We start from the raw sequence: 20,343 nt of genomic DNA on the forward strand, positions 1-20,343 counted from the left end.
TGCTTGTGCGTTCGCTGGCATCCGCGATGCGTTATCTCGCTTCAAGCGTCGCCCCTGTGCGGGGCGGCACCTACTTTTCTTTGCCGCCGCAAAGAAAAGTAGGCAAAAGAAAGCGGCTCACACCGCCAGTTCTTGTGTTTGCCTGAGGGCCCTCAAAGGTTCTTACACTTCACACGGCAACCACGTGACCCATGTCCGTTGCCAGCGCTCTTGCCGTGCGCCTCACCCGCTTCATGCGCCCGCGTTGCAGCACGCCGTGCCAGATAGTCCGCCGCCGCCCAGGTGGCAAACTGTGTGTAGGCGTTCGCACCATAAACGCATCACTCCGGACCGATAGCGCACGCGTACCACCCTGTAAGAGCGCCACGCTATACGACGCGACAACCTACACACAGTTTGCCACCTGGGCGGCAGAAACCATTCGCTGCCGCTAGCCGTTGTGCAGGTGTTTGAAGTGGGTGAGGCGCTTATTCGAAGCGTTGGCAACACGCGCGAACAAGGACGTTGCCGTGTGAGGCGTAAGACCCGTTGGGGGCCCTCAGGCAAGAAGAAATGTTGGCGGTGTTAGCCGCTTTCTTTTGCCTACTTTTCTTTGCGGCGGCAAAGAAAAGTAGGTGCCGCCCCGCACAGGGGCGACGCTTGAAGCACGCTAACGCATCGCGGATGCCAGCAAAAGTACCAGCAAACCAACCCAGCCCCCGCAAGACAAAAAAACCTAGAGCAAAGTCCTCACATGCCAAAGCTCAGGAAACAGCACAACATCAAGCATCTTACGCAGATAAGGCGCACCTGCAGTCCCACCAGTCCCTTGCTTAAACCCAATAATCCGTTCAACGGTAGTCACATGCCGAAACCGCCACTGCCGAAAGGCATCCTCAAGATCGACGAGTTCTTCAGCCATCTCATACAGCTCCCAATGCTGGGAAGGATTCCGATAAACCTCAAGCCAGGCGGCTTCAACCGAAGCATCATGCTGAGTAGGCAGCGTCCAATCTCGCTCCAGCCGTGAGGCATCAATAGCAAACCCTCGCCGCGCCAACAAACGAACCACTTCGTCATAAAACGAAGGCGCCTCGAGTGCCGCTTTCACTTCGGCAAACACATCGGCATGATGCGCATGAGGCTTGAGCATCTGCTCATTCTTATTCCCGAGCATAAACTCCAGCTCACGATACTGATAAGACTGAAACCCCGACGAACTCCCAAGAAACGGACGCATCGACGTATATTCAGAAGGCGTCATCGTCGACAACACGTTCCACGCCTGCACAAGCTGCTCAAGAATCCGCGACACACGCGCAAGCATCTTGAACGCCGGCGGCAACTCATCACGATGCACTGAAGCAAGTGCGGCACGCAATTCATACAGCGCGAGCTTCATCCACAACTCGCTCGTCTGATGTTGAATGATGAACAGCATCTCGTTGTGATCCGGCGACAACGGATGCTGCGCATGCAAAATCGAACCGAGCGACAGATAGTCGCCATAGCTCATCGACTTCGAGAAATCGAGCTGCGCGTCGTGCCAGCCTTCGCCCTCATTCACAGCCATGTGCGACGCGTGCGTCTCGCGTGGCGTCGCCGTGCCGCCATGCCCGAACGGGCAGCCTTGCGCGGGCTTGTCTTCCGTCATCTTCATATGGTCGGTCATCGCGCGCTCCTCAGGTCACGGCGCCGCGTGCGGCAAATTCAGGCGCACGCCAGATCTCGTGTTCGAGCACGTGTCGCAGATGCTCGACGGCATCCCACACGTCGACAAAGCGCGTGTACAGCGGCGTAAAGCCAAAGCGCAACACATGCGGCTCGCGATAATCGCCAATCACGCCGCGCGCGATCAGCGCCTGCATCACTTCATAGCCGTGCGGATGCTCGAAGCTCGCATGCGAACCGCGTTGCACATGCGAACGCGGCGTCACGAGTTCGAGCGGAAACTCCTTGCAGCGCGTTTCTACAAGTTCGATAAAGAGATCCGTCAGCGCAAGCGACTTCTTGCGGATCGCCTGCATGTCGGTTTGCAGAAAAATGTCGAGCCCGCATTCGACGAGCGCCATCGATACCATCGGCTGCGTGCCGCACAAGAAGCGGCCGATACCATCGTCGGCGGCGTAGGTCGGGTCCATCGCGAACGGCGCGCGATGTCCCCACCAGCCGGACAGCGGCTGTTCGAAGTCGCTCTGGTGACGATGCGGCACCCACGCGAACGCGGGCGAGCCCGGACCGCCATTCAGATACTTGTACGTGCAACCGACGGCACAATCCGCGCCGACGCCGTTCAGATCGACAGGCACGGCACCCGCCGAATGCGCAAGATCCCACAGAGCGAGCGCACCCCTGTCGTGGATCAGCTTCGTCAGCGCGGCCATGTCGTGCATGTATCCCGTGCGGTAGTTGACGTGCGTGATCATCGCGACGGCGACGTCGTCGGTAATGGCGGCGGGCAATTCGGACGGATCGTCGACGAGGCGCAACTCATAACCGCGATCCAGTTGCTTGATCAAACCTTGCGCGATGTACAGGTCGGTCGGAAAGTTCGAGCGCTCCGACACGATCACGCGCCGCTTCGGGTCGCGCTTATCCTGCATGCGCAGCGCCGCCGACAGCACCTTGAACAGGTTGATCGAAATCGTGTCGGTGACGACGACTTCGTTGTGCGCCGCGCCGATCAGCGCCGCGAGCTTGTTGCCAAGACGCCGCGGCAGCGAGAACCAGCCGGCCGTGTTCCAGCTGCGGATCAGTCCTTCGCCCCATTCGGCGCCGATCACGGTCTGCGCGCGCTGTGCGGCCGCGGCGGGTGGCACGCCCAGCGAATTGCCGTCCAGATAGATGACGTTCGGCGCAAGCGCGAACTGGTCGCGCAGCGGCGCGAGTGGGTCGGCTGCATCGAGCGCGAGTGCTTCTTCACGTTGATTCATGGTGTTCGTTCGGTCGAAAGAGTGCGTTTAAGCGGAAGGTCGTTGGTCAGGCAGCGCGCGCAGCACGGCGCGCACGGGGCTGGCGTCGAGCGTCGTCAGCTTGAGCGGCAGCGCGATCAGTTCGTAGTCGCCAGGCGCGACGGCATCGAGCACGATGCCTTCGAGAATCGCCATCCGGTGCGCGCGGATACGGTGATGCGCATCCATCGTCTTCGATTCCTGCGGATCGAGCGACGGCGTGTCGATGCCGATCAGCTTCACACCGTGCGCGGCGAGCAGATCGATCGTGTCGGGTGCGACTGCGCAGAAAGCGCTGTCCCATGCCGTAACAGGCGCTTCGCGGTAGGTGCGCAGCAGCACGCGCGGCGGCACGCCGTCGAGCGACGCGGCAACATGCTCCGGGCGCACCAGCGGCGTCGCGCCGATGCAGTGGATCACGCGGCAGCGGCCAAGATACGCATCGAGCGGCACCGCGCCGATCGCGGCGCCGTCGGCGTCGTAGTGCAGCGGCGCGTCGGTGTGCGCGCCCGTGTGCGGCGAGAGCGTCAGCCGTGCGACATTGACGGGCGAGCCCGCCTCCATCCGCCACACGCGCTCGATGCCCACGGGCGTGTCGCCCGGCCAGACGGGCGTCGCCGTATCGACGGCGGGCGTGATGTCCCAAAGCGTGTCCATGCGTCTCCTATTGACCACAGTTGGCGCCTCAGCGTCCTACTCTGGTCCCATGCTAGTGCCGTTGTTCTGCAACCTTCTTTGGATGATAGGCGGCATCAGACGAAATGTGCTTGCTAAAAAAACTGTTTATTTCGCCCCCTTTGGAACATAATTTGAGGCAAACGGGAAAGGGAGACCGAAAATGAACGCGATCTCACTGGACGCCACCGATTGCCGTATCTTGACGGTGCTGCAGCACGAAGGACGAATCAGCAATCTGGATCTGGCGGAGCGCATCTCGCTTTCGCCGTCCGCGTGTCTACGACGTTTGCGCCTGCTCGAAGAGCAGGGTGTGATCGAGCGTTATCGCGCGTGCTTGAACCGCGAAGTGCTGGGGTTCGAACTGGAAGCGTTCGTGCAGGTATCGATGCGCAACGACCAGGAGAACTGGCACGAGCGCTTCGCCGACGCGCTGCGCGACTGGCCGGAAGTGGTCGGCGCGTTCGTCGTGACGGGCGAGACGCATTATCTGCTGCGGGTGCTCGCCCACAATCTCAAGCACTATTCGGATTTCGTGCTCAGCCGGCTGTACAAGGCGCCGGGCGTATTGGACATCCGCTCGAATATCGTGCTGCAGACGCTGAAGGAAGATTCGGGCGTGCCCGTCGCGCTGGTAGCGAGCTCAAAGGCGCAACAGCCGGGCTAGCGGCGCCGAGGCGGGCGGAAAAAAGCCGCCTCTCCAGCCGCGCGGGAAGGCGCCGGCCTGTCAGCCGATCCGCTTCAGGCCGTGAAAATCGCCGTTCTGGAACACGAGTGGCTCGGTTTCGCCGGCCTGATCGTGGACGCCGCAGCGCTCCACTTCACCGACAAAAATGACGTGATCGCCTTCGTCGTAGCGGCTGCGGTTATGGCATTCGAACCATGCCAGCGCGCCATCGAGCACGGGCATACCCGTGTCGCCCGCCGCATGCGATACCCCTTCGAAGCGGTCGCCCTTGACGGTTGCAAAGCGCTTGCACAGATCGAGCTGCGTCGAAGCCAGCACATTGACGACATAATGACTGTTCGAGCGGAACACGGGCATCGAGGCCGAGCGTGTCGCGAGACTCCACAGCACGAGCGGCGGCGCCAGCGAGACGGAATTGAATGAACTGGCCGTGATGCCGATCAACGCGCCCGACGGCGCGCGTGTCGTAATGACGGTGACGCCCGTCGCGAACTGGCTGAGCGCGCGGCGAAAAGCGTCGTTGTCGAAATTGGGTGGGTTGGCGCGCTTCATCGGCGGATGCATTCTGGCGAACGGACCGCTTGATGAAGCGACCAGAGGGAAAATAACGGTTCGAAGGTCATGTAGAAATTCGGCGAATTGTCCCAATTTTAACTGCAATCGCAGAGGGCCAGGCGCAAGCGCGCGGCGGGACAAGGGCGACCGCATGGTACGGATGGTGCATGCGGGCTGCATGAATCCCGAAAAGGGCGGATATTGCGCCGGTCGGATGCGGTGAAGCATCGGGTGTCCACAGTGACTGCGGCGAGCCCAGCGCGTTTTGTCCCCAGGGCAAGCGTCGCGGCGAGCCAAATTCAAGGAGCGAGCATGAGTCAGTCAGTCGAGACCGCCACGCTGGGCGGCGGGTGTTTCTGGTGTCTGGAGGCGGTGTATCTGGGCGTCGATGGGGTGACGTCGGTGGAATCGGGGTATGCGGGCGGGCAGGTCGACAATCCGACGTACGAGCAGGTCTGCGACGGCGACACGGGGCACGCGGAAGTCGTCAACGTCGAGTTCGATCCGGCGCGCATCACCTACCGCGAGATCCTCGATATTTTCTTCGCGATCCATGATCCGACCCAGCTTAACCGCCAGGGAAACGATGTCGGCACGCAATACCGGTCGGTGATCTTCACCCACTCGGACGCGCAGCGCGACACGGCGCTGCAGGCGATCCGCGAGATCGGCGCCGAAGGCATTTACGACGGCCAGATCGTCACGCAGGTGCTGCCGCTCGACGGCAATTACTTTGCCGCCGAGGCGTATCACCAGAACTACTTCGCGCAGCATCCGGATCAGGGCTATTGCGCGTTCGTCGTCGCGCCGAAGGTGGCGAAGTTCCGGCAGAAGTTCGCGCATCGGATCAAGGCCGGAGCGTGAGCGCGGATTGATCCTGGCGCATTGATGCAGCAGCTTGCGCGGCGCAGGTCCTACGCGGACTGCGCCGCGTTTTCTTTTTGTGCGCTGCGAAGCCGCTCGCACGCAGCCGCGATTTGCGCCGCGAGCTTCACGCAAGTCAGCGGCGCGGAGCCTTCGGCCTTGTTGTTCGCGGCGATCAGCACCGGCTGGCCCGCAATCGCGTAACGCGCGGCCAGCTCGGCGAGCGCGGTGCGGGTCTCCGGGTCTTCGTCGACAAGTTTGTCGAACGGTTCGTACTTCGCTTTTGCCTGCTCGTACTTGAAGCCGCCGTGCAGGCTCCAGCGCACGATCAGCGGCCCTGACGGCGCTTCGTCCAGCATCGCAAGCGCGGCGGCCTGCCGCGACGGATCGGGCATCCGTGCATGAACGCCGACGCAATAGCGCACGCCCGTGGCCTTCAGCGCGCGAATCAGGCGCGGCGTCAGCAACGACGCATCGCGGATTTCGACGGCATAGCAGGTATCGCCTTCGAGCGGCGGCAGCGCCGCCAGGAACGCCGTCAGCCGGTCGACGAAGAGGGCCGGGCGCGCGAGCATTTCATTGGGCAGCGGCGAGAACTGGAACACGAGCGCGCCCGCCTTCGCGCCGAGGCCGTCGACGCACGGCCGCACGAATTCGTCAATGGCCAGCTGCGCGTTCAGAAAGCAGGGATTCTCCGATACCGGCTCGCCGCGTTCGGCGCGCACGGTCGCGTCGGTGACGAGCGCGGGCGCCTTCACGATGAAGCGGAAATGGTCCGGCACCTGCTGCGCGTAACGCAGATAGTCGGTGAGCGTGAGCGGCGCGTAGAACGAGCGGTCGATGCTCACCGTGCGCAGCAGCGGATGCGCGCCATAGGCGGTGAGGCCGTCGCGCGAGAGCTTGCTGTTGCTGTAGTCGTCGCCGTAGACGATGCCTTTCCAGCCGGGAAAGGACCATGTCGAGGTGCCGAGATGCACTTGCGGCGGCAACTGGCTGGCGATGTGAAGAACTTCGTCGGAAGGCGGCGCGGCGAGAACGTCACGGGCGCGGCGCTTTTTCGGCGGCGCGTCGCTGGGCGCGGCAGCCGTTTCCGACGAAGCGTTTGGCGCGGAAGCACCGGCGACAGGCGTCTGCTCGACGGGATTGCCGAACATGTCGAGTTGCAGGGAGGTGTCGGGCGCTTCGGGTGCCGCTTCTTCTTCCATCGATCCGTTACGAGAGACAGTGCGCTGACGCTGATGAACTACGTCTGCTTCGGGCCGATGCATGAGCGCCATGGGCCCGAAGCGGAATCCAGTCAGCGATTTTACAGCGCCTTCTCGTACATGAAGCGGCGCGACCAGGGCAGCGTCGTGGCGCTGCGGCCCGCCTTGCGGCACACCACCTGATAGATCGACACGTCGTCGTTCTCGAACGCATACGCGCAGCCCGCGAGGTACACGCGCCAGATGCGGAATTTCTCGTCGTCGACGAGCGACTTGGCTTCTGCCGCTCTCGCCTCGAAGTTCTCGGCCCAGATGTCGAGCGTGTGCGCGTAGTGGCGGCGCAGGCTTTCGATGTCGAAAGCTTCCAGCCCGCCGCGCTGCATCGCTTCGAGCGCGAGACTGATGTGCGGCAACTCGCCGTCGGGGAACACGTATCGGTCGATAAATTCGCCGCCGCCGAGCGCCGTTTCGCCGCTGTCGTAATCCGTCGACGTGATGCCGTGATTCATCGCAATGCCGTCGTCGGCGAGCAGGTCATGGATTTTCTGGAAGTAGCCGGGCAGATTCTTGCGGCCAACGTGCTCGAACATGCCGACGCTCGTGATGCGGTCGAACTGCCCCTGGATGTCACGATAGTCCTGCAGCCGGATTTCGATCTGGCCTTCGAGCCCGGCTGCTTTCACGCGCTGCGTCGCGAGATCGAACTGGTTCTGCGACAGCGTCACGCCCACGCACTTCGCGCCGAACTTCTGCGCCGCGCGCAGCACGAGCGCGCCCCAGCCGCAGCCGATATCGAGCAGACGCTGGCCCGGCTGCACCTGGATCTTGGTCAGGATGTGATCGATCTTCTTGATCTGCGCGGTGGCGAGATCTTCATCGCCGTTCTCGAAATACGCGCACGAGTACACCATGTTCTCGTCGAGCCACAGCTTGTAGAACTCGTTCGAGACATCGTAGTGATACTGGATCGCCTTCTTGTCCGACGTTTTCGTGTGATTGAAATAGCGTCGCACGCGCGCGAGCTTGCTCGCGCTCGTGACCGTGCTTCGCGCAAGCGAATAGCTGATGTTGATGATGTCCGACAGCTTGCCTTCGATGTCGATCTTGCCCTTCACGTACGCCTCGCCCAGATTATCCAGGCTCGGTTCGAGCAATAACGGCAGCGCGGACGCGCTATTCACTTTCAGCGTGACCGCCGGCGCGGCGAACGTGCCGAAGTCATGTTGCTGGCCATCCCACAGCACCAGGCGCGCCGGGATATTGGCCTTCGTTTTTACTTCATCTACCCACTGCGCCAGCTTCTTCTCCCAGAACATGTGATTTCTCCGTGTCCAATGAATCAAAGCAAAGCTTGTCGAACCACAGTGCGCAGCGCGCGAGCCGTCCTTGGCCGCGCTATTCGATGTCGAGCCGCGCGCGCGCGATTCTGCCGTCGGCGCAACGCGTCATGCAAGATAAAGCAGGACGGGCTGCGCGCCGGTTTATCGATGTGTCAGGGCGACAGACGGGCGATCGTCCAGTCGGCGCTGCCGCTACGCGTGTAGAGCAGCCGGTCGTGCAGACGTGAAGGCCGTCCTTGCCAGAATTCAATCGCGTCGGGAATCAGGCGATAGCCGCCCCAGTGCGGGGGCCGGGGCGGATTGTCCCCGTATTGTGCAATGAATTCGCGTTCCCGCGCTTCCAAAGCGGACCGGCTTTCAATCACCTTGCTCTGCTCCGACGCCCATGCGCCGATTCGCGAGCCGACGGGACGCGATGCGAAGTATGTGTCGCTTTCTGCGTCGCTCGTCTTGACGACGGTGCCCTCGATGCGCACCTGGCGCTCGAGTTCGATCCAGTAGAAAAGGAGGCTTGCGTGTGGGTTCTGGGCGAGTTCGAGGCCCTTGCGGCTCTCGTAGTTCGTAAAGAACACGAACCCGCGCTCGTCGACAGCCTTGATCAGCACGATGCGCGCCGAAGGCCGGCCGCGCGAGTCGACCGTCGCAAGTGTCATCGTGTTCGGTTCGGGGAGTTGCGCGTCGATGGCCTGTTTGAACCATACGTCGAACTGACGGAACGGGTTCGGGTCGGCGTCGGCAATGTCCAGAGAACCGAGCGAATAGTTTTTGCGAAGGTCGGCAAGAGTGCTCATTTTTTTATGCAAGCGCTACAGTGTGTAACCAGTATAGCGAAGGACAAAGTTTTCTGCGTCGAGGCATGTCATGCGGACGGCGCGTTGCCAGGTGCTGACGCCGCGATCCGCGGGCGGGCGCCGGCGCGATCAGGCAAAATACAGGGTTGAAAGCAGGCAGATATCCGCAGGATATCGCAATGCCGTAGTCCGAATCAGCGAAGCTACCCATCATGTCCACGCCTCTCGTCACCGAGCATTCCGATATTACTACCGACTCCAGCGCGCATGAAACCGCCGACCGCGCCCGGCGTTTCGGTGGCGTCGCGCGCCTGTATGGCGCGCCGGCGCTTGCCGCGTTCGAGCGCGCGCATGTTGCCGTGATCGGCATTGGCGGCGTCGGCTCGTGGGCGGCGGAAGCGCTCGCGCGCACGGCGATCGGCCGGATCACGCTGATCGATCTCGACAACGTCGCCGAGAGCAACACGAACCGGCAGATTCACGCGCTCGACGGCAACTACGGCAAGCCCAAGGTCGATGCGATGGCCGAGCGTATCCGGCTGATCGATCCGCAGTGCGATGTGCGCGTCATCGAAGATTTTATCGAGCCGGACAACTTCGACAAGGTGCTGGGCGGCGGCTTCGACTACGTGGTCGATGCGATCGATAGCGTGCGCACGAAGACGGCGCTGATCGCATGGTGCGTCGAGCACAAGCAGCCGCTGATCACGGTCGGCGGCGCGGGCGGCCAGCTCGATCCCACCCGTATCCGTATCGACGATCTCGCGCAAACCATTCAGGACCCGCTGTTGTCGAAAGTGCGCGGCCAGTTGCGCAAGCAACATGGCTTTCCGCGTGGACCGAAAGCGAAGTTCAAGGTGAGCGCGGTGTATTCGGACGAGCCGCTGATTTATCCGGAAGCGGCTGTCTGCGATATCGACGACGAAGCCGAGCACGTCACGACGTCGCCCGGTCATCATGGTCCTGTGGGCCTGAATTGCGCGGGCTTTGGATCGAGCGTGTGCGTGACGGCGAGCTTCGGCTTCGCGGCCGTGGCGCATGTGCTGCGCGCGCTGGCGAAGAGCGCGGCCTGAAGCGCGGCGGCGTACGCTACTTCGCCTGAATAAAAAAACGCGGCACAAGGCCGCGTTTTTTTATGGTCGAGCGCGAACGATCAGTTCAACGACGCACTCAGCTTGCGGCGCCATTTCGCGACCAGTTCCGGCTGATGCGCAGCGAGATCGAACACGGACAACATCGTCTTGCGACCGATGTCTTCGCGGAACGTGCGGTCACGCGTGACGATGGCAAGCAGATGCTCGAGCGCCAGATCGTACTTGCGCCGCGCGATCAAGGCGCTTGCCAGATCGAAGCGCGCTTCGAGGTCGTCGGGATTGCTGGCTACGGCGGCTTCGAGCGCATCCGTGGGCGGCAGGTCGGCGGCGGCGTCGACGGCATCGAGCCGCGTCTTGATCGCGTTGTAGCGCGCGTCGATGCCCTGCGTCGTTTTAGGCGACAGCAGATCGTTTTCCTTCTGCGCTTCTTCGGCGCGGTTGTCTTCGAGCAGCAGTTCCATCAGATCGAGCCGTGCTTCGTCGAAACCCGGGTCATAGGCGAGTGCGGCCTTGAGCGCGTCGTACGCATCCTCGCGGCGGCCTTCGGCGATTGCTACGGCTGCTTCCGCGCGCGATGCTTCCGCCCCGTCCGGCACGAGACGGTCGAGGAACTGGCGCAACTGGCCTTCCGGCAGCACGCCGATGAACTGATCGACAGGGCGTCCGTCCGCGAACGCGACGACGTGCGGAATGCTGCGCACCTGGAAATGCGCGGCCAGTTCCTGGTTTTCGTCGACGTTCACCTTCACGAGCCGCCATTTGCCTTCGTACTCGGCTTCGAGCTTTTCGAGCATCGGGCCGAGCGTCTTGCACGGTCCGCACCACGGCGCCCAGAAGTCGACGAGTACGGGAGCGAGCATCGATGCGCTGATGACGTCCTTTTCGAAAGTGGCGAGGGTGGTGTCCATTGATATCTCTTCCTTGGATCGGTACGCGGGATAGATGGGGGCGGCCTGAGTCGTTTCAATGCAGGGCTTCAACGGCCCGGTCGTGTTGCTGCGCCGCTCCCCGCGGATGTCTGCCAGTCTAGCGCGGCTTACGCTCGGGCAGCGGGATCCATTCGGTCTCGCCGGGCACCTTGCCCATTTCCTGGTTCGTCCACGCGAGCTTCGCGCGCTCGATCTTCTCGCGCGAACTCGCGACGAAATTCCATTCGATGAAGCGCTCGCCGTCCAGTTTCTCGCCGCCGAGCAGCATCACCGTCGCGCCTTTATCGCTCGCGAGCGTGACGGTTTCGCCGGGCGTGAGCACGGCCATCGTCGCGACTTCGAGCGGCTCGCCGTCGAGCGACAGGTCGCCGTCGACGAGATACACGCCGCGCTCGTCGTGCTCCGGTTCGAGCGCGAGCACGCTGCCCGGCAAAAAGTGCGCGGCTGCGTACAGCGTGCCGGAGAACGTGCGCGCCGGCGACGTCTTGCCGAACGACGTGCCCGCGATGATGCGCAGCGTGACGCCGTTGCGCTCGATTTCCGGCAGCGTGGCACCCGCGTGATGTTCGAACGACGGCTCGGCGTCTTCATCGGCGAGCGGCAGCGCGACCCAGGTCTGGATGCCGTGCACCGTCGAGCCATTCGTACGGTCGGGTTCCGGCGTGCGCTCCGAGTGAACGATGCCGCGGCCTGCCGTCATCCAGTTGACGTCGCCGGGCACGATCTTCTGTTCGGAGCCGAGGCTGTCGCGATGCATGATCGCGCCTTCGAACAGATAGGTGACGGTCGCGAGTCCGATATGCGGGTGCGGGCGCACGTCGAGCCCCGTGCCGGCGGGCAGCGTGGCGGGGCCCATGTGGTCGAAGAAGATGAACGGGCCGACGAGACGCGCGGCCATCGCGGGCAGCACGCGCCGCACGGCCAGATTGCCGATGTCGCGGACGTGGGGCTTCAGAACCGCTTTGATCGATGAGGACATGACGGGCTCGGTTGGTGGGGACAGGGTGGATTATTCTACTGCCCGTCGCGGTTGCGTGTATCCAAGGGCTTGAGTCATCGAAATAGTCGACTTGGGCGAAGCAGACCATGCGTCCGCCGCTGCTCGGCTACACTCTCATGCTCTGATACGGGCAAACACAGGAATGCAGATGTCACCAAAAGACCTGCTGCTGGCGCTGGTCGTCGTCGTTGCGTGGGGTGTGAACTTTGTCGTGATCAAGGTTGGGCTGCATGGTGTTCCGCCAATGCTGCTCGGCGCGCTGCGCTTCATGCTTGCCGCTTTTCCCGCTGTGTTCTTTGTTAAACGGCCGCAGATGCCGTGGCGCTGGCTCATTGCCTATGGCGCGACGATCTCGCTCGGCCAGTTCGCGTTTCTATTTTCGGCGATGTATGTCGGTATGCCGGCCGGGCTTGCGTCTTTAGTGCTGCAGGCGCAGGCGTTCTTTACGCTTCTGTTTGCGGCTCTGTTTTTGCATGAGCGGTTTCGCTTGCAGAACGTGCTCGGGCTCGTTGTCGCGGCTATCGGGCTCGCTGTGATCGGTATGCAGGGCGGAGCCGCGATGACGCTTGCCGGGTTCATTCTCACGCTGTGCGCGGCTGTGATGTGGGCGCTCGGCAATATCGTCACCAAGAAAGTCGGTAAGGTCGATCTGGTGGGCCTCGTTGTGTGGGGTAGTTTGATTCCGCCTGTGCCGTTCTTCGTGCTGTCGTATCTGTTCGAAGGGCCGCAGCGGATCGGGGCTGCACTGACGGGCATCGGCGCTTCGTCGGTGTTCGCGATCGTTTATCTCGCGTTTGTTGCTACGCTGGTTGGGTATGGGCTTTGGAGCCGGCTGCTGTCGAGATATCCGGCTGGGCAGGTTGCGCCGTTTTCGTTGCTCGTGCCGATTGTGGGGCTGGCGTCGGCGTCGTTGTTTCTTGGTGAGTCGTTGTCGGGCGCGCAGGTTGCCGGCGCGGTTTTGGTGATGGTGGGGCTTGCTGTTAATGTGTTTGGCGGGTGGGTTGTGCAGAGGTTGGTTTTCGCACGGTGATGGGTTTTTTTTGTGTCTGCGACGCTGGGTGGTTGGCTTTAGCTTTGCGCTGGCATCCGCGTTTCGTTATCTGGCTTCACGCGTCGCCCCTGTGCGGGGCGGCACCTACTTTTCTTTGCCGCCGCAAAGAAAAGTAGGCAAAAGAAAGCGGCTCACACCGCCAACTCTTCTTCCTGCCTGAGGGCCCCCAACGGGTCCTACGCTTCACACGGCAACGTATCTGTTCGCGAGCGTTGCCAACGCTTCGAATGAACGCCTCACCCGCTTCGAATACCCGTACCCGGGCAAGCGGCAGCGCATGGTATGTGCCGCCCAGGTGGCAAACTGTGTGTAGGTTGTCGCGTCGTATAGGGTGGCGCTCTTACAGGCTCTTACAGGGTGGCACGCGTGTGCTATCGGTCCGGAGTGAGGCGTGTGCAGTACTACGGCCTACACACAGTTTGCCACCTGGGCGGCTGGGGGCCATCTGGCACGGCATGATGCGGCGCGGGTGCGTGAAGCGGGTGAGGCGCACCGCAAGAGCGCTGGCAACGAACGTGGGTCACGTGATTGCCGTGTGAAGTGTAGGACCCGTTGGGGGCCCTCAGGCAAATACAAGAACTGGCGGTGTGAGCCGCTTTCTTTTGCCTACTTTTCTTTGCGGCGGCAAAGAAAAGTAGGTGCCGCCCCGCACAGGGGCAACGTGTGAAGCTCGATAACAAATCGCGGATGCCAGCGCAAACACAAGCAAACCACCCAGCGTCGCAGACAAAAAACCCCCAAATCAAGTCATCCGATTCTTAGCCAGCGGCGGATTAGCCGCAAAATACCGCTTAATCCCGGTCATGATCGCGCTAGCCATCTTCTCCCGATAAGCATCATCATTCAGACGACGCTCCTCATCCGGGTTACTGATAAAAGCAGTCTCAACAAGAATCGACGGAATATCAGGCGCCTTCAGCACGGCAAAGCCAGCCTGCTCGACAGACCCCTTATGCAACCTGTTGATCCCACCAATCTCCTTCAGCACAAAATTGCCATACCTCATCGAATCGCGAATCTGCGCCGTCGTCGACATATCGAACAAAGCGCGGTTCACGCTCGCATCGGCGGACTTGATGTTGATACCGCCAATCTGATCCGACGAGTTCTCCTTGTTCGCCATCCAGCGCGCGGCCGCGCTCGACGCGCCATGCTCCGACAGCGCGAACACCGACGAACCGCTCGCTTCCGGCGTAGTAAACGCATCCGCATGGATCGACACAAACAGGTCCGCGCCGACGCGCCGCGCCTTCTGCACACGCACGTTCAGCGGCACGAAGAAGTCGGCGTCGCGCGTCATCATTGCGCGCATGTTCGGTTGGGCATCGATCTTCGCGCGTAACTTCTTCGCGATGTCGAGCGCGACGTGCTTCTCATACGTGCCGCTGCCGCCAATCGCGCCCGGGTCCTCTCCGCCGTGGCCCGGATCGATCGCGACAGTCAGCAGGCGCACCGTGTTGCTGCCCTTCTTCGGATTGGTGAACTTGTAGGCGTCGTCTCCGCCGTCGCCGTCGCTATCCGTATCGGCGTCGTTGTTGCGCGCGATGACGGGCGGGACAGGCGTCGGCGCGGGCTTCGAAGGCACATGCGGCGTGGGCGCCGGCGCTGCATGGACGGGCGGACGCGGCGCGGGCGAGGGCGACGAAGGCGCGTTGTTCTGCGCGTACTTCTCGAAGAACGCGTCGGTGTTGTCGGCAGGCGGCGCAGTCGGGCCACTCAGCGTCGCCGCGGGTGGTGCAGCGGGCGGCGCGGCGTTGTCATCCAGTTGCTGTTGCTTGCGCTCCGACTGCGCGAGCAGTTCCATCAGCGGATCGGGCGCGACGGCGGGATACAGGTCGAACACCAGACGATATTTGTACGTGCCCACGGGCGGGAGCGTGAACACCTGCGGCTTCACCGAGCCCTTGAGGTCGAACACCATCCGCACGACGTGCGGCTGATACTGCCCGACTCGCACGGATTGAATCTGCGGATCGTTCGGCGCGATCTTCGAGACGAGGTCTTTCAACGCCTGATCGAGATCGAGACCGTTCAGATCGACCACCAGCCGGTCAGGCCCTTGCAGCAACTGCTGCGTGTTCTGCAGCGGCTGGTCGGACTCGATGGTCACGCGCGTGTAGTCGCGCGCAGGCCACACGCGCACGCCGAGCACCGACTGCGCCCACGCCAGACGCGGCGCGACAAGCCCGAGGACGAGCGTGGAAGCGCCCGCGCGAAGAATCTGCCGGCGGCGCCAGTTGTGCGTCGCGGTGGCCGCCGATTCAATCGAGCGGAACGGTTTGATCAACATCTTTCGAGACATGCCTTTCCTGGTTCGCTATACGCCCGGGCGATCAGCATGCGGCCATCGCCGTCGACGTCGAGCGAGAAGACGAGATCCGGCACGCCCAGCAGACTGCCCGCGCGTTCCGGCCATTCGACGAGGCAGATAGCGCCGCTGTCGAAGTATTCGCGAAAGCCTGCGTCGGCCCATTCGGCCGGATCGGTGAAACGGTAGAGATCGAAGTGATATAGCTCGAGTTCCCCATCCGGCCGTTCGACCGCATAAGGTTCGACGAGCGTATAGGTCGGGCTGCGCACGCGGCCCGCGTGTCCGAGCGCGCGCAACGTGGCGCGCACGAGCGTCGTTTTGCCGGCGCCCAAGTCGCCGTGCAACTGCACCTGGAGACCGTTGAATCCGTCATGGACCGTCGCGTCGGCTGCGCTGCGCACGCTGTCGATCGCATGCGCGAAGCGCTCGCCGAATGCCATCGTCGCGGCTTCGTCCGCGAGCGCAAACTGGCGCTCGAGCAGGACAGCGGCGGAAGGTCGATTCGCGGGACCGGTGTGATCGGGCATTCTCGTAAAATGACGTAATGAACCAAGGCCAGCAGCAATCCATGTCGGACCCACATCACGATCCTCATTCGCCGCTCGAAACGACGATTGATGAAGCACCCGTCACGCGACACTATGATGAAGCGCAACTGGCTGCGCTCGCTTCGCGTATCAAAGGCTGGGGACGCGAACTGGGTTTCGGCGCGGTCGGCATCAGCGATATCGATCTGTCGCACGCTGAAGCGGGCCTTGCAGCCTGGCTCGACGCGGGTTGCCACGGCGAGATGGATTATATGGCCAAACATGGGATGAAACGTGCGCGGCCAGCCGAGCTTGTGGCCGGCACGCGACGCGTGATCTCGGTTCGCATGGCTTATTTGCCGGCTTCTTCAGGGGCGCGAAAGGGCGATGAAAGTGCCGTCGCCGACGTTCAACATGACTGGCGTCTCGACGAACGCGTGCGTTTCGAAGACCCGGCAGCGGCTGTCGTGTCGATCTACGCACGAGGCCGCGACTATCACAAGGTCATGCGCAACCGCTTGCAGCAACTGGCCGAGCGGATCGAGGCCGAGATCGGGCAGTATGGCTTTCGCGTGTTCACCGATTCGGCGCCCGTGCTCGAAGTCGAACTTGCGCAAAAGGCGGGCACGGGCTGGCGCGGCAAGCACACGCTGCTGCTGCAGCGGGATGCGGGGTCGCTGTTCTTTCTCGGCGAAATCTTCGTCGACGTGCCTCTGCCGACAGATGCCGAAACATCGCCCGAAAGCGCGCCCGAAGCACCCGGGGCGCATTGCGGCAGCTGCACGCGCTGCATCGGCGCATGTCCGACGGGGGCGATCGTCGCGCCTTATCAGGTCGATGCGCGGCGCTGCATCTCCTATCTGACGATCGAACTGAAGGGCAGTATTCCCCAGGACTTGCGGCCGCTGATCGGCAATCGTGTGTATGGCTGCGACGATTGCCAGCTCGTGTGTCCGTGGAACAAGTTTGCGCAGGCCGCGCCCGTCGCCGATTTCGATGTGCGTCACGGGCTGGATCGCGCGTCGCTGGTCGAGCTATTCGGCTGGAGCGCGAGCGACTTCGACACGCGCATGCAGGGCAGCGCGATCCGCCGGATCGGCTACGAATGCTGGCTGCGCAATCTCGCCGTCGGCATGGGCAACGCGCTGCGCGCCGCGCGCGATACGCTTTCCGCCGATGCCCGCGCGGCCATCGTCGACGCGCTGCGCCAGCGTGCCGGCGATCCCTCGCCGCTCGTGCGCGAGCATGTCGAGTGGGCGCTGGAAGCGGCGTGAGCGCGCCGTTCGAATGAGAGGAGTGAACACATCATGTTCAACGCAGTGATCGATGCACCGTTCGGCAAGATCGGTGTGCGCCTGGAAGGCGAGGCGGTGCGCGAGATCGTCTATCTGCCCGATTCGGTCGCGAACGTCGAGCCGGATTCGGCGCTCGCGAAGCAGGCCGTCGAGCAGATCGAACAGTACCTGCAGCACGCGTCCGCCAGCTTCGATCTGCCGCTCGCCGACGTCGGCACGCCGTTCCAGCGGCGCGTCTGGCAAGCGATCAGCGAGATTCCGCCCGGCGTCGTGATGACCTACGGGCAACTGGCGAAGCAGATCGGCAGCGTGCCGCGCGCGGTCGGCCAGGCGTGCGGATCGAACTTCTTTCCGATCGTGATTCCGTGTCATCGCGTGGTCGGCGCGGGTGGCATCGGCGGCTTTGCGCATACGGGCGGCGACGGCTACTATCGCAACGTCAAACGCTGGCTACTCAAACACGAGGGCGTACCCTACGCATGACTGATGTGCTGACCGAAGACGCGCAGCCCGCGTCGCCTTTGCTGCTGACGAGCGGCGCGTCGATCGACGCCTTCTGCGACGCGCTGTGGCTCGAACATGGCCTCGCGCGCAACACGCTCGACGCGTACCGGCGTGACTTGCGGCTGTTCTCCGAATGGCTCTCGAGCGCGCGCGACTCGTCGCTCGACACGGCGAGCGAAGCCGATCTGACGGCATACAGCGCCGCGCGCTCGGCCGACAAGTCGACCTCGGCGAACCGGCGTCTGTCGGTGTTTCGCCGCTATTACGCGTGGGCCGTGCGCGAGCATCGGGCATCGGCGGACCCGACATTGCGTATCCGCTCGGCCAAACAGCCGCCGCGTTTTCCGTCGACGCTGACGGAGGCGCAGGTCGAAGCGCTGCTCGGCGCGCCCGACGTGACGACACCATTGGGCCTGCGCGATCGCACGATGCTGGAGCTGATGTACGCAAGCGGCTTGCGCGTCAGCGAGCTGGTCACGCTGAAGACGGTGGAAGTGGGCCTGAACGAAGGTGTCGTGCGCGTGATGGGCAAGGGCTCGAAAGAACGACTGATTCCGTTCGGCGAAGAGGCGCATGGCTGGATCGAGCGCTATCTGCGCGAGTCGCGCCCCGCGTTGCTCGGCCAGCGTGCCGCCGACGCGCTGTTCGTCACCGCGCGCGCCGAAGGCATGACGCGCCAGCAGTTCTGGAACATCATCAAGCGCCACGCGATGACGGCGCACGTGCACGCGCCGCTGTCGCCGCATACGCTGCGTCACGCGTTCGCGACGCATCTGCTGAACCACGGCGCGGACCTGCGCGTCGTGCAACTGCTGCTCGGCCACACCGATATCTCGACGACGCAGATCTACACGCACGTCGCGCGCGAGCGGCTCAGGACGCTGCACGCCGCGCATCACCCACGCGGCTGAGTTTCAGGCGCGTTCGTGCGCGGCTCAGATCAGGTCGCGCAAGCGGTGCTTGAGAATCTTGCCCGTCGATGCCGCCGGCAATGCCGGGAGCACCTTGATGTCGGCGGGCCGCTTGTACGGCGCGAGGCGCGCTTCGCACCATGCGGCGAGATCGGCGGGCGTGACCTTGGCGCCGCCCGTCAGTTCGACGAACGCGACGACTTCCTCGTTACCCTCGACCGCCCGCCCGATCACCGCCGACTGCACGACATCGGGATGCGCATTCAGCACATGCTCGACCTCGGCCGGGTACACGTTGAAACCCGAGCGGATGATCAGTTCCTTGCTGCGTCCGGCGATATGCAGCGCGCCGTCCGCGTCCTGGCGCGCGAGATCGCCTGTCTTGAGCCAGCCGTCCACGGTGACGGCCGCCTGCGTCTGCTGCGGATTGCGGTAATAGCCGAGCATCACGTTCGGCCCGCGCACCCACAGTTCGCCGACTTCGCCTTGCGCGACGTCGGCGCCGTCCAGTCCGACAAAGCGCACTTCGATGCCAGGAATTGCCTGGCCGACAGAACAGTCGGTGCGCGGCGCTTCGATCATCGTTTGGGAAACGGTCGGACTGCTTTCCGTCATCCCGTAGCCGTTGTGCAGCGTGACGCCATACACGCTTTCGACGCGAGACTTCAGTGCGGCGTCGAGCGGCGAGCCGCCGGAGTAGGCAAAGCGCAGGCGCGGCGCGGACCACGGCAAGCCTTTCGCGTGCAGGTATTCGAGCAGCTTCGCGTGCATCGCTGGCACGCCCTGGAAGATCGACACCCGTTCTTGGGCCAGCGCGTGGCGCACGGCGTCCGGCACGAAGCGCGGCGCGAGCCGGAGCGTGGCGCCCGCGTACAGGCTGCCGAGGCACACCGACGCCAGGCCGTACACGTGAGAGATAGGCAGTACCGCATAGACGACGTCGTCAGCATTGACGCGCCGCAACGTGCTCGACATCGCCGCGATGAACAGCAGATTGCGGTGCGACAGCATCACGCCTTTGGGTGAGCCCGTCGTTCCCGTCGTGTAGATCAGCGCGGCGCATTGGCGGTCGCTGGCGATTTCGACGGGTTCCACTTGCGCTTTTTCGTCGAGCGCGTACGACCACCCGCCGATGTCCACCGCGATCCGGCGGGCAGGCTGCGCGCCGTGGCGCTCGGCGTGCTGCCGCGCATCGGGCGATGCATCGACGGCATATGCGACCAGACGCGGCTGCGCGTGCGCGCGGATCGCGTCGAGTTCCGCCGCCGACAGCCGCGCGTTCGACACCAGCGCCCATGCATCGAGCTTGGCGGTCGCGAACAGCAGCACGATCTGCACGACGCTGTTCTCGGCGACGATCATCACGCGGTCGCCGGCGCGCACGCCTTGTTCGGCGAGCAGGGCGGCGACGGCATCGACGGCTTCGGCGAGTTGGGCACGCGTCAGCAGGCGGTCGTCTTCGATCAGCGCGGCATGCTGCGGATCGCGCCCCGCAATGCGTTGCGGGATATCGGCGATGCGTTCGGGAAGCGCGGCCAGTAGCGTCGCAACATCGACATGCTGCGCGCCGGCCGGCGAGTGTTGGGCTGAATTCAACGATGTCTCCTTTGTCGAGCGCATTAGCGCTTACTCCCGTCCCATGCAAAGCACGCGATCTCGACGCGAGTGGCTGT

The 20,343-nt window shown here is 63.2% G+C and carries 19 protein-coding genes; 7 read left to right on the plus strand and 12 right to left on the minus strand.

Annotated elements, in window-relative coordinates; all coding sequences use genetic code 11:
• Nucleotides 1-715: 715 nt before the first annotated feature.
• From kynA to kynB, 3 genes are read right to left on the minus strand one after another with little or no spacing between them, the layout of a single operon-like run.
• Nucleotides 716-1,651 (minus strand): tryptophan 2,3-dioxygenase, encoded by a 936-nt coding sequence (gene kynA, locus H1204_RS03175; protein ID WP_180729788.1) that lies wholly within the window; start codon nt 1,649-1,651, stop codon nt 716-718.
• Nucleotides 1,652-1,661: 10 nt separating this feature from the next.
• Nucleotides 1,662-2,912: a kynureninase gene (kynU, locus tag H1204_RS03180; RefSeq protein WP_180729789.1), complete on the minus strand. Its 1,251-nt coding sequence runs from the start codon at nt 2,910-2,912 to the stop codon at nt 1,662-1,664.
• 27 nt (nt 2,913-2,939) lie between these two features.
• Nucleotides 2,940-3,587, minus strand: coding sequence for an arylformamidase (gene kynB / locus H1204_RS03185; protein ID WP_180729790.1), 648 nt, complete (start codon nt 3,585-3,587; stop codon nt 2,940-2,942).
• Nucleotides 3,588-3,768: 181 nt separating this feature from the next.
• Between kynB and H1204_RS03190 the strand changes: the two genes are divergently transcribed.
• Nucleotides 3,769-4,272 (plus strand): Lrp/AsnC family transcriptional regulator, encoded by a 504-nt coding sequence (locus tag H1204_RS03190; protein ID WP_042316716.1) that lies wholly within the window; start codon nt 3,769-3,771, stop codon nt 4,270-4,272.
• Nucleotides 4,273-4,332: 60 nt separating this feature from the next.
• Here the strand turns inward: H1204_RS03190 and H1204_RS03195 are convergent, their stop codons facing one another.
• Nucleotides 4,333-4,845 (minus strand): flavin reductase family protein, encoded by a 513-nt coding sequence (locus H1204_RS03195; RefSeq protein WP_180729791.1) that lies wholly within the window; start codon nt 4,843-4,845, stop codon nt 4,333-4,335.
• Between the two features lie 315 nt (nt 4,846-5,160).
• On the opposite strand from H1204_RS03195, the gene msrA reads away from it, so the two are divergent.
• On the plus strand, nt 5,161-5,712 hold the full coding sequence (gene msrA / locus H1204_RS03200; RefSeq protein WP_180729792.1) for a peptide-methionine (S)-S-oxide reductase MsrA: 552 nt from the start codon (nt 5,161-5,163) through the stop codon (nt 5,710-5,712).
• Nucleotides 5,713-5,762: 50 nt separating this feature from the next.
• Here the strand turns inward: msrA and H1204_RS03205 are convergent, their stop codons facing one another.
• The 3 genes from H1204_RS03205 to pdxH all read right to left on the minus strand — a co-directional run bounded on the left by H1204_RS03205 (nt 5,763) and on the right by pdxH (nt 9,048).
• Nucleotides 5,763-6,917, minus strand: a complete 1,155-nt coding sequence (locus H1204_RS03205; protein WP_180729793.1) for a DUF72 domain-containing protein — start codon at nt 6,915-6,917, stop codon at nt 5,763-5,765.
• 101 nt (nt 6,918-7,018) lie between these two features.
• Nucleotides 7,019-8,233, minus strand: coding sequence for a cyclopropane-fatty-acyl-phospholipid synthase family protein (locus tag H1204_RS03210; protein WP_180729794.1), 1,215 nt, complete (start codon nt 8,231-8,233; stop codon nt 7,019-7,021).
• A gap of 176 nt (nt 8,234-8,409) precedes the next feature.
• Entirely contained in the window at nt 8,410-9,048 is a 639-nt protein-coding gene (gene pdxH, locus H1204_RS03215; protein ID WP_180729795.1) for a pyridoxamine 5'-phosphate oxidase, read from the minus strand.
• A 212-nt stretch (nt 9,049-9,260) separates the two neighbouring features.
• Here pdxH and tcdA point away from each other — a divergent pair, with 212 nt between their 5' ends.
• Complete coding sequence (gene tcdA / locus H1204_RS03220; RefSeq protein ID WP_180729796.1) at nt 9,261-10,121, plus strand: tRNA cyclic N6-threonylcarbamoyladenosine(37) synthase TcdA; 861 nt, start codon at nt 9,261-9,263, stop codon at nt 10,119-10,121.
• Nucleotides 10,122-10,201: 80 nt separating this feature from the next.
• Here tcdA and trxA read toward each other — a convergent pair whose 3' ends face one another.
• Both trxA and H1204_RS03230 read right to left on the minus strand, forming a co-directional pair.
• A complete protein-coding gene (trxA, locus tag H1204_RS03225) occupies nt 10,202-11,050 on the minus strand; it encodes a thioredoxin (protein WP_180729797.1) in 849 nt (282 codons plus the stop codon).
• Nucleotides 11,051-11,168: 118 nt separating this feature from the next.
• A complete protein-coding gene (locus H1204_RS03230) occupies nt 11,169-12,050 on the minus strand; it encodes a pirin family protein (protein WP_180729798.1) in 882 nt (293 codons plus the stop codon).
• Between the two features lie 169 nt (nt 12,051-12,219).
• On the opposite strand from H1204_RS03230, the gene H1204_RS03235 reads away from it, so the two are divergent.
• Nucleotides 12,220-13,101 carry an EamA family transporter gene (locus tag H1204_RS03235; RefSeq protein ID WP_180729799.1) on the plus strand — a complete coding sequence of 294 codons (882 nt, stop codon included), beginning with the start codon at nt 12,220-12,222 and terminating at the stop codon, nt 13,099-13,101.
• Nucleotides 13,102-13,864: 763 nt separating this feature from the next.
• On the opposite strand, the gene H1204_RS03240 is transcribed toward H1204_RS03235, so the two are convergent.
• Entirely contained in the window at nt 13,865-15,424 is a 1,560-nt protein-coding gene (locus H1204_RS03240) for an N-acetylmuramoyl-L-alanine amidase (protein WP_180729800.1), read from the minus strand.
• The gene (tsaE, locus tag H1204_RS03245) at nt 15,406-15,960 is read right to left on the minus strand and encodes a tRNA (adenosine(37)-N6)-threonylcarbamoyltransferase complex ATPase subunit type 1 TsaE (protein ID WP_180729801.1); all 555 of its coding nucleotides are present in this window, start codon (nt 15,958-15,960) and stop codon (nt 15,406-15,408) included. The genes H1204_RS03240 and tsaE overlap by 19 nt, the downstream gene beginning before the upstream one ends.
• A 17-nt stretch (nt 15,961-15,977) precedes the next feature.
• Here tsaE and queG point away from each other — a divergent pair, with 17 nt between their 5' ends.
• Genes queG through xerD form a run of 3 tightly spaced genes read left to right on the plus strand, consistent with a single transcriptional unit; the run spans nt 15,978 to nt 18,670 of the window.
• The gene (gene queG / locus H1204_RS03250; RefSeq protein ID WP_180729802.1) at nt 15,978-17,234 is read left to right on the plus strand and encodes a tRNA epoxyqueuosine(34) reductase QueG; all 1,257 of its coding nucleotides are present in this window, start codon (nt 15,978-15,980) and stop codon (nt 17,232-17,234) included.
• Between the two features lie 33 nt (nt 17,235-17,267).
• Complete coding sequence (locus H1204_RS03255) at nt 17,268-17,738, plus strand: methylated-DNA--[protein]-cysteine S-methyltransferase (RefSeq protein WP_180729803.1); 471 nt, start codon at nt 17,268-17,270, stop codon at nt 17,736-17,738.
• Nucleotides 17,735-18,670 (plus strand): site-specific tyrosine recombinase XerD, encoded by a 936-nt coding sequence (gene xerD / locus H1204_RS03260; protein ID WP_180729804.1) that lies wholly within the window; start codon nt 17,735-17,737, stop codon nt 18,668-18,670. Before H1204_RS03255 ends, xerD begins: the two co-directional genes overlap by 4 nt.
• A gap of 24 nt (nt 18,671-18,694) precedes the next feature.
• Here the strand turns inward: xerD and H1204_RS03265 are convergent, their stop codons facing one another.
• Nucleotides 18,695-20,266: an AMP-binding protein gene (locus H1204_RS03265; protein WP_180729805.1), complete on the minus strand. Its 1,572-nt coding sequence runs from the start codon at nt 20,264-20,266 to the stop codon at nt 18,695-18,697.
• Nucleotides 20,267-20,343: the final 77 nt, after the last annotated feature.

Source organism: Paraburkholderia sp. PGU19 (assembly GCF_013426915.1).
Taxonomy (GTDB): domain Bacteria; phylum Pseudomonadota; class Gammaproteobacteria; order Burkholderiales; family Burkholderiaceae; genus Paraburkholderia.